The organism is Mucilaginibacter sp. P4_E8, from assembly GCF_056401495.1.
The window spans coordinates 1-6,269 of sequence record NZ_JBFUJG010000211.1 but is presented as its reverse complement, the minus strand read 5'-3'; the positions used below and the strand labels follow the sequence as shown (position 1 = coordinate 6,269).

General features: G+C 41.0%; 6 protein-coding genes. 4 read left to right on the top strand and 2 right to left on the bottom strand.

Going from position 1 to position 6,269, the window contains the following annotated elements; genetic code table 11:
• Positions 1 to 61: 61 nt before the first annotated feature.
• On the bottom strand, positions 62 to 1,231 hold the full coding sequence (locus AC1DRQ_RS28820; protein WP_477429174.1) for an amidohydrolase family protein: 1,170 nt from the start codon (positions 1,229 to 1,231) through the stop codon (positions 62 to 64).
• Entirely contained in the window at positions 1,232 to 1,972 is a 741-nt protein-coding gene (locus AC1DRQ_RS28815) for a class I SAM-dependent methyltransferase (protein WP_477429172.1), read from the bottom strand.
• Between the two features lie 237 nt (positions 1,973 to 2,209).
• Here AC1DRQ_RS28815 and AC1DRQ_RS28810 point away from each other — a divergent pair, with 237 nt between their 5' ends.
• The 4 genes from AC1DRQ_RS28810 to AC1DRQ_RS28795 all read left to right on the top strand — a co-directional run.
• Positions 2,210 to 3,724 carry a B12-binding domain-containing radical SAM protein gene (locus AC1DRQ_RS28810; protein ID WP_477429170.1) on the top strand — a complete coding sequence of 505 codons (1,515 nt, stop codon included), beginning with the start codon at positions 2,210 to 2,212 and terminating at the stop codon, positions 3,722 to 3,724.
• A 15-nt stretch (positions 3,725 to 3,739) separates the two neighbouring features.
• A complete protein-coding gene (locus AC1DRQ_RS28805; RefSeq protein ID WP_477429168.1) occupies positions 3,740 to 4,486 on the top strand; it encodes a class I SAM-dependent methyltransferase in 747 nt (248 codons plus the stop codon).
• A gap of 2 nt (positions 4,487 to 4,488) precedes the next feature.
• On the top strand, positions 4,489 to 5,538 hold the full coding sequence (locus AC1DRQ_RS28800; protein ID WP_477429166.1) for a radical SAM protein: 1,050 nt from the start codon (positions 4,489 to 4,491) through the stop codon (positions 5,536 to 5,538).
• Between the two features lie 3 nt (positions 5,539 to 5,541).
• Positions 5,542 to 6,269 (top strand): B12-binding domain-containing radical SAM protein (locus AC1DRQ_RS28795; RefSeq protein ID WP_477429164.1); only part of this gene is annotated, 728 nt, incomplete at its 3' end.

Genomic DNA, 6,269 nt, shown 5'->3' with positions numbered 1-6,269 from the left:
GCCCAGACCGGTTATAATTACGATGCGCGTAGTAAGTAAGGTCAACCAGCTTTATCAATTTTTATAGTATTTGATGGCCAATAACTTCAATGGGAAAAACAAACCCCGGTAAATATAATTTGATCTGTTTAACCAGGTCATCCATATTTCCATCTATATATTTATAAGCGTCATTCATTTTAATTAAACTAAAATGCCTGCCCTTAAGGTGATGCGTCAATTGTGCTAATAATTCCTGATCAAACAACCTGATATTACCCCGGTGCATAACCAGCAGCAGATCTGCCGGTACAACTTTATAAAAAGCATCGAGATCAACGGCGCCTTCTTTTCTCCGGGCTATAACTATATCGGCATCTTTGCCACTCTGCAATTCACCGGTGTTTACCTCCCATATTTTTGCAGGATTAATATTTAGTGAATCATATAATTCTTCGTCGGTTAGCAACCCAGTTTTGCGGGCCATGGCTATATGATCCCAAATGTTCCAGTTACTGGTAAGGGTAGAGTCGGTACCGAATATAATGCTGGTATGCTGTTTTAATAGCTGTATAGCCGCGGTTTTATTCAGCAGAAAATAGTTTGATTGCGGGCACCATACGATGCCTTTAAAATTAACAGCTTGTTGCGCTGTCATGGCAACAGCATGGATGCCTACTAAATTTCTATGCAGCTTATTCCAGTATATCAGGCGGTCAATTTCATCAGAGGCAGCCTCATCTGTTCCTTCGCCGGTATGGATCACTACAGGTAAGTTTTTTTTTAGGGGATTGTTCAATTTAAGTTTCCAGGCTTTTTCAAATGCCGCCGAATGCAAGTCGTGAGTATCTTCGTAAACGGTAATAGGCGCATTGTTAATGGTTAAACGTTTGCCATGGTTAACAACAGTTGTTACCCCACAGAGCAGGTTTTTATATATGCCCCAAAGTATACGCAGATGAGCCGGAACCTTCAATACATCCCTTATTTCCTGCTTAAATTGCTGATGGATATAGGCTCCCCATTCGGTATAATTTTTATAAATACGATTACCTAACTGCGGGAACAAGTTAAAATCAAGATGATCATGAGAATTTATAAGCCCCGGGAAAACTATAGCATCATCAAAATGAAGCTGTACAGCAGTAGCATCAGTTATTGTTTCAGGAGTTATTTTATCAATTTTGCCGTGACTTATCCTAATATTCACTGCTTGCCCACTATTAGCCAACTTCGCACCACGGAGTATCATTTATTCTTTCTTTAAGTGGATGCCATATATTACCGGAAAGCCTTTATACTTTTCATACACATGCAAAGCATCTTGCCTGGCGTAAAAAGGTTTCATGCTTTCGTCTATTTTAATCTCCTCCTGGCTCAATAAATGAAAACCGTTTTTTAGCAGTACTTCCTTAATGGTATAAATAGGATGAACATGATTTTGCACTGCCAATACCGCATTGTTATGCTTAAAAGTTCTTTTGCCGCCAAATGCCAGTGTATGTGGATGAAAATCGGTGATGATCATTTCGCCGCCATTTTTTAGTAAGCGGCACCATGCCAGCATAGCCTCCTCAATATCTTCAATGTGGGCTACAGTAAGGGTAGATACTATTACATCGAAAGCATCATCGGGAGTATTCATGAACAGGTTATCGGTAATGAGGCTGGTATGTGCTGCCGGGTACTTTTCCTTTAATTTCCCGAGCATTCCGCCAGATACATCAAAGCCGGTTAAACCCGCAGGCTGTTTGTTAAACATGGCTGGCCAGTGCCTGCCTGTACCGCAACCAATATCAGCTACCTGTTTTCCTTTAATATCCACCTGGCTAATGAGGTATGAAAATAACTGGCCATCAAGGTGTAACATCAGGTTATCAGGTTGCATGTCATATTCAGCCGACCACAGGTCATAGGCTTCTACAACACTTTTTTCGGTTACTGCCGGGGCAGATACTTTGCTTTTTATGTAATTTTTTATGGTGGCTAACATAGTATMAGTCTTTATAACAATTACGGGTTTTCGGGGCTTAAGGTTGCCCGTAGCTTTTTTATTATTATCACAGGCAACCACTGCTAATTGTAGAGCGTATTATATAGTAAACGATTTACATTTTTTTACAATTTGGGGTTGTATGAGCGATGGATGTAAAATGCCATCGCTTATTATTTGAAAGCCTTAAAAAATGTCGGGTTTAGTATAAATAGTCAGTGATTATTAATTATCAATATGGTAACAAAGAAGATCAATAAAGTAATACTTTTTAATCCTAAAAGTGCTATAGCCAAATACCGGATCCCCAATTCCATTTTAAATATTGCAGCTTCTATTGAAGGCAAATATGATTGGGCAATTGTTGATGGAAACTGTGAGGCAGATCCATTGCAAAAGATGGAAAGCTATTTAAAAACAGGCGAATACGGATATATAGGCTTTACCGTAATGCCTGGCCCGCAGCTAAAGCAAGCTATCGAATTATCGAGAGTTATTAAAGACCGCTATCCCTATACTACCATGATATGGGGCGGATATTTTCCCTCAACCCAGCCTAATGTAGTTTTAAATTCAGGTTATGTTGATTTTATCATCAACGGTCCCGGCGATAATGCCTTTCCGCTGTTGATTGATTCTCTTGAAAATCATAAACCTTACGAGTTTATCAAAAACCTGATCTATAAAGCAGATGGTAAGATAACTAAAACCATAAAAGAAGATCTGCTTGATCAGGATTCATTACCGCCATTGCCTTATGATAAGCTGAATAACTTTTATCCTTTAGGTAAATTTTTAGGCAAGACTTACCTGGGCGAACATACTATGGCTTACCATTCCAGTATTGGCTGCCCTTTTACCTGTTCTTTTTGCGCGGTAGTACCTATTTACGAGGCAAGATGGAAGGCTAAGTCGGCCCAAACCGTTTATAAGGATATTAAATATATTAAAGATAACTGGGGAGCAGATGCCATTGAATTTCATGACAATAACTTCTTTGTGTCTGAAAAGCGTTCGGTAGACTTTTCAAAACTTATTAAACCCGAAGGCATGACCTGGTGGGGTATGGCACGTATTGATACGATGGATAAGTTTAAAGACTCATCTTTGGAGCAAATACGTGAAGCCGGCTGTAAATGTATCTTTTTTGGTGCCGAAAGCGGCAACAACGAAATTCTGGAGCAAATGGATAAAGGCGGCACCCAAACCGGCGAACAGATTATCCGTTTTGCCGAGCGGTTAAAACAGTTTGATATTATTCCCGAATACTCTTTCGTATTAGGCACACCGGCTGCAACTCCCGAAAAAGTGCAAAAGCAAATTGATTTTGAGATCAATTTTATCAAGCGCGTAAAAGAGGTTAACTCTAAAACGGAGATTGTTATATACACGTATACACCTGTACCTACAGAAGGATCAGAGTTATACAAACAGGTTTTGGAACAGGGTTTTGCATATCCACAAACTTTAGAGGATTGGATAAGCCCCGCCTGGGAAAATTTTGACTTGCGCAAGAATCCTTTAACTCCGTGGATCAAACCTGAAATGATTGATAAGATCAGGAATTTTGAAACAGTGTTGAATGGCGTTTATCCTACGGTTACCGATATAAAGCTTAATGATCTGAAAAGAAGATCGATAAAGCTGCTGTCAACCCTGCGCTACAAAACAAACATGTACAAGTATCCATATGAAATAAAGCTGCTGCAAAGGTTTTGGCAATACCGTCAGCCGGAGATACAGGGTTTTTAAATTAGCCTTAAAACTTTGAAAGAAACCAAAATTGATATGACCCCAAACGCTGCCCCAATAACTGATGAAGCATTGGAGGAAATATATATTGCTATACGCGAAAAGGAGGGAAGGACTTATACTGATAAGCAGGTTGCCCAGTTACCTCATATTGATGCCGGACACCGGTACTATAAAGAATGGAGGGTGCGGCAACGCTCATCCCAGCGATTGATAACCCACCTGAAAGAAATGCAAAAGCCGCTCAGTATCCTGGAAATTGGTTGCGGCAATGGATGGCTTTCGGCCAAACTTGCTGACATACCTTATGCAAAGGTAACCGGGCTTGATACCAACCGTATTGAAATTGAGCAAGCGCGTAGGGTGTTTAAAAAATCTAATTTGCAATTTATTCAGAAGGGGTTTAACCCGGGTACTTTTAACAACGGGGCAAAATTTGATGTGATCATTTTTGCCGCTTCACTGCAGTACTTTCCGTCGGTAAGGGTAATAATGGGCGACGCGTTTTCATTACTAAATCAGGATGGTAAGGTACATGTGCTGGATACACCGTTTTATCATAAAGAGGACGTTAGAAAATCGGTGACGCGATGCCGTCAATATTATAAGGATATGGGCTTTGAAGTTATGGCCGATCATTATTTTCACCATGCACTACAAAAATTTAATGCTTTTAAGCATAAGATATTGTTTAATCCCGGTGGCTTTTGGAACAGGTTGGTTAAAAAGGATGTTTTTTATTGGATAATGTTAAAACCTTAACTATGGCAGGCCAGTCATTATACCATACTTTTAAGCGTTACCGCACACTGCAAACGCACATGATATCAGCATTGCCTATTGTGATACTGATGCCGCATAGCGCCTGTAATTGCCGTTGTGTGATGTGTGACATCTGGAAGGATAACAAAAACCTGAAGCAATTAACCGAGGCGGATATCAGTGGGCTGCTAACGTCCCTCAAACAGCTTGATACCAAACAGGTGCTCATGTCTGGCGGAGAGGCTTTGCTAAATACCAATTTTTTTGTACTATGCCGCATACTTAAAAATGCAGGTATAAAAGTAACGCTGCTTACAACCGGTTTATCCATAAAAAGCCATGCAGAACAACTGCTTACCTGGGTTGATGACCTTATTGTTTCGCTGGATGGGGATGAGGCACTGCATGATGCTATCAGAAACATACCCAATGCATTCCGCAAGCTCAGAGAAGGGGTGGAGCATATTAAAAAATTAAATCCTGCTTACCGTATCACCGGGCGCACGGTGATACACCGGCTTAATTACCGCAATTGGCCGGCAATTATAGCAGAGTCAAAAAAGATGGGGCTTGATCAGGTAAGTTTTTTACCAGCTGATGTAAGCAGCCATGCTTTTAACAGGCAACAAGCCTGGACCGAGCCTAAACAAGATGAGATACTGATACCAGAACATGAACTACCTGAACTAAGCGAGGTGATCAGTTATTTATTCGCGGAGTACGAGGAGGAATTTGATAATGGCTTTATTGCCGAAAGCCGCGAAAAGATCAAGAATATATATCATTATTACGCCGCGTTTTACGGGCATAATGCTTTTCCTTTTAAAAAGTGCAATGCACCCTGGGTATCAACCGTTGTTGAAGCTGATGGAGCCGTAAGGCCCTGTTTTTTCATGGAATCAATGGGTAACATCAGGGATACATCGCTTCACAATATTTTAAACAGCGCCGAGGCCATTGCGTTTCGCAGATCGTTGGATACTTTAACACACCCAACCTGCTTAAAATGCGTTTGCTCACTTAACCTGTCACCATTAACCAATATTGCTTAATCAATGGAACAGTTAAATAATATACTTTTTACGCATTCTTATTTTTTGCGTTTTGACCCTAAACAATGGGCGCAGGGACAACCGTATCCGCCATTAGGCACGTTGTACGCTGCTTCCCTAATGCGGCAGAACGCATATAAGGTATCACTTTTTGATACCATGTTTACGCATACTCCTGATGAAGTTATAGCAGCTATTGATGAAACCCAGCCCGGTTTTTTTGTGATATATGATGATGGCTTTAACTATCTTACCAAAATGTGCCTTACCAACATGCGCGAGGCTGCATTTAAAATGTGTAAGCTGGCAAAAGCCAGGGGTTGTACGGTCATTGTATCCAGCTCTGATTCAACCGACCGTTTTAAAGAATACTTACAGGAAGGTGCCGATTTTGTGATCATAGGCGAGGCGGAGCACACCCTGCTGGAACTGGCTAATGCCATTAAAAAAGGAACGGAAGATTTCTCTGATATACAAGGACTGGCCTATACTAAGCAGGGTGCGCCGTTTAAAACTTTTGCCCGGCCGGTACTTAAGGATCTTGATAGTTTACCTTTACCCGCCTGGGACCTGGTTGATATGACCCCATATCGCGAATGTTGGTTAAAACACCGGGGATATTTTTCTTTAAATGTAGGTACTACACGTGGCTGTCCCTTTAAATGTAACTGGTGCGCCAAGCCTATATATGGCAACCGTTACAATTCGCGCAGTCCCGAGGACGTGATCAC

Coding starts and splice junctions, on each gene's coding strand:
- AC1DRQ_RS28820 (WP_477429174.1), bottom strand. CDS start 1,231: ATGATACTCCGTGGTGCGAAGTTGGCTAATAGTGGGCAAGCAGTGAAT.
- AC1DRQ_RS28815 (WP_477429172.1), bottom strand. CDS start 1,972: ATGTTAGCCACCATAAAAAATTACATAAAAAGCAAAGTATCTGCCCCG.
- AC1DRQ_RS28810 (WP_477429170.1), top strand. CDS start 2,210: ATGGTAACAAAGAAGATCAATAAAGTAATACTTTTTAATCCTAAAAGT.
- AC1DRQ_RS28800 (WP_477429166.1), top strand. CDS start 4,489: ATGGCAGGCCAGTCATTATACCATACTTTTAAGCGTTACCGCACACTG.